At 50.5% G+C, this 2,318-nt stretch carries 2 protein-coding genes, 1 pseudogene and 1 riboswitch; of the genes and pseudogenes, 1 reads left to right on the forward strand and 2 read right to left on the reverse strand.

What is annotated here, in order from left to right:
* Positions 1-109: 109 nt before the first annotated feature.
* Positions 110-337, reverse strand: a pseudogene (locus GOB85_RS18605) (Rieske 2Fe-2S domain-containing protein); the annotation flags it as partial.
* Between the two features lie 328 nt (positions 338-665).
* Positions 666-897: riboswitch (cobalamin riboswitch) on the reverse strand.
* 237 nt (positions 898-1,134) lie between these two features.
* Between GOB85_RS18605 and GOB85_RS18610 the strand changes: the two are divergent.
* Entirely contained in the window at positions 1,135-2,118 is a 984-nt protein-coding gene (locus GOB85_RS18610) for a DUF1852 domain-containing protein (protein ID WP_026199895.1), read from the forward strand.
* Here the strand turns inward: GOB85_RS18610 and GOB85_RS19105 are convergent.
* Positions 2,106-2,318, reverse strand: a 213-nt coding sequence (locus GOB85_RS19105; RefSeq protein ID WP_206752441.1) for a hypothetical protein, incomplete at its 5' end; no start/stop codon positions are given. The genes GOB85_RS18610 and GOB85_RS19105 overlap by 13 nt on opposite strands.

Genomic DNA, 2,318 nt, shown 5'->3' on the forward strand with positions numbered 1-2,318 from the left:
CTTCAACATCAAAGAAACCAGACTGCTTCATATCGCCATTCCCTCAATCAACGCAGAAGAAATAGAATCATACAGAAGACCTCAAAACCAGGGGGTTTTTAGAACCCTCCACCTGCCGGTGAGGGCATAGCCCGTCCAACGCGTAAGGTGCGCCGCTCTTTGGACGGACAGCAACGATATGACGTCCGGCAAACCGGACATCGATTGCTTTCTCTCTTCTCAATTCACGGGACCATGCAACGGGATACCAGAAGTCAGGATTGGTTCTGATACGCCTTAAATCAGTGTGTTCTGCGCACCCGGGATGTTCTGAAGTTTGATGAAATTCGTTTTCCATTGCCTCGGCATTTCATCCGGCTCAGACTAGGGCGAAAGGATGTAACGCTCCAGTATGGAGTGCCGTCCCGTCTCTCACATTTTGTCTGAGCAAGCGTAACCGTTATCACTACCAGACAAGGCGCGTGAGTGCCCGGTTCCTGGATCCGAAGTGCTTAACGGCCAGGGGCTTTCAGCAGCACGAACATGTGTCGCGCATATCGGTCAGATCTGATGAGGCAAGGGACTGTGGCCTGAAAAGATCCGGTTGACCGCTTCAGCAGGAATGGCGGAAGCACGAGGCAGACAGGCATAGACTTCTCTCCTCCCTTCGGTCATCCCGCCCGACGGTTAGTGGCTGAACGATGGCAGGTCTCCTGGCTCACGGATCATGGCCGACTGGTTCCAACCTTCCCGCCCCTATGGGAACAGTGGTCCACGTTCAAGGTGAACGAACCAGCAGCATACCGCCTACAGTTGCGGGAGCAGCCACCGACTATGCCTCTGGACGGTCATCTGCCCAGTGCGTGACGGTATTCCCTATTAACCCGCTCGCGCGGGACCATCGAAGCGTTCGCCCTTGCACCATGCCGCCAGATGCACATAGCGCGCAAGATGGAACGACAGAAGGCAGATATCGATTTTTTACATGCTAGATGGCAGGTCAGTCTCTGATCTTATCCATTTTCGCCGTCACCCTGATCACATCATTCCATGAGTGATATTTATGGTTTAATGAATTTAAATCATTTCGGCTCAATGAAGTCTTCCGGCATAAGGCAGGCACGGCTCTTAACAGCAGGCATGATGAAGGCTTCAATGATCAGGGAAACCGCATTTGAAATAAAGCGCATTCGCTTCGATGAGAATTATCATCCATCCGGCAGAACGCGTCTCACGACCAATTTCGCCAATCTGGCAAGAGGAGAAAGCCGTCAGGAAAACCTGCGCAACGTGCTCAGGATGATTGACAATCGTTTCAATGGCCTGGCGCATTGGGACAACCCCATGGGGGATCGCTACTCCGTCGAGCTTGAAATCGTTTCCATTGAGATGGACCTTGCCTTTGCCGGCAAGAACGAAAGCTTTCCGCTGATCGAAGTTCTGTACACAACGATTGTCGATAAAAAGGCCAACAGGCGCATAGAAGGTCTCGCAGGAAACAGTTTTTCCTCATATGTGCGGGATTATGATTTCAGTGTGCTGCTGCCCGACTACAATAAAAACAAGGCAGAGTTCACCGTTCCTCAAAATTACGGAGACCTGCACGGAAATCTTTTTAAGAGCGTTGTGAATTCCACCGCTTACAGAAAGAATTTCAGGAAGCTTCCCCTTATATGCCTCAGTGTTTCAACCAACCGAACCTATTATCGGACTGAAAATCAGCATCCTGTTCTGGGGGTTGAATACCAGCAGCGTGAATTTTCTCTGACAGATCAGTATTTTAATAAAATGGGAATGCAGGTCCGCTATTTCATGCCCCGCAATAGCGCAGCGCCATTGGCGTTCTATTTTTTTGGTGACCTGCTCTCTGATTATTCGACTCTTGAGCTTATCAGCACCATCAGTGTGATGGAGTCTTTTCAGAAGGTCTACCGCCCTGAAATCTACAACGCCAATGCTGCGGCAGGCGACTGTTACAAGCCAAGTCTGCAGCATCAGGATTATTCCAACACCCGCATTGTTTACGACCGCGAAGAGCGGAGTCAGTTAGCAACCGCACAAGGTAAGTATACGGAAGAGAATTTCATCGAACCGTATCACGATGTTCTTGAGCAGTGGTCTGCCAGCTACGCCGCCTGATCAGTCAGAAACACAAGGTTATCTCTCATGAAAACACTGCTCCCCACCTCAACGGCTGGTAGCCTGCCCAAGCCGTCCTGGCTCGCCAAACCTAAGTGTCTGACCGAAAATGAGTTGAGTGATTTCAGCGGGTTATGATTCATGGGTTTGCGATAACCTGATGAGATCAAGATGGCCTGGACTGAAATCACCCGAGCGCA

Origin of the sequence: Acetobacter fallax (assembly GCF_011516735.1) — a bacterium.
In the GTDB taxonomy this organism is placed as follows: domain Bacteria; phylum Pseudomonadota; class Alphaproteobacteria; order Acetobacterales; family Acetobacteraceae; genus Acetobacter; species Acetobacter fallax.

What these genes read in the sequence shown, in the direction of transcription:
- GOB85_RS18610 (WP_026199895.1), top strand. Translation starts at nt 1,135, where the DNA reads ATGATCAGGGAAACCGCATTTGAAATAAAGCGCATTCGCTTCGATGAG.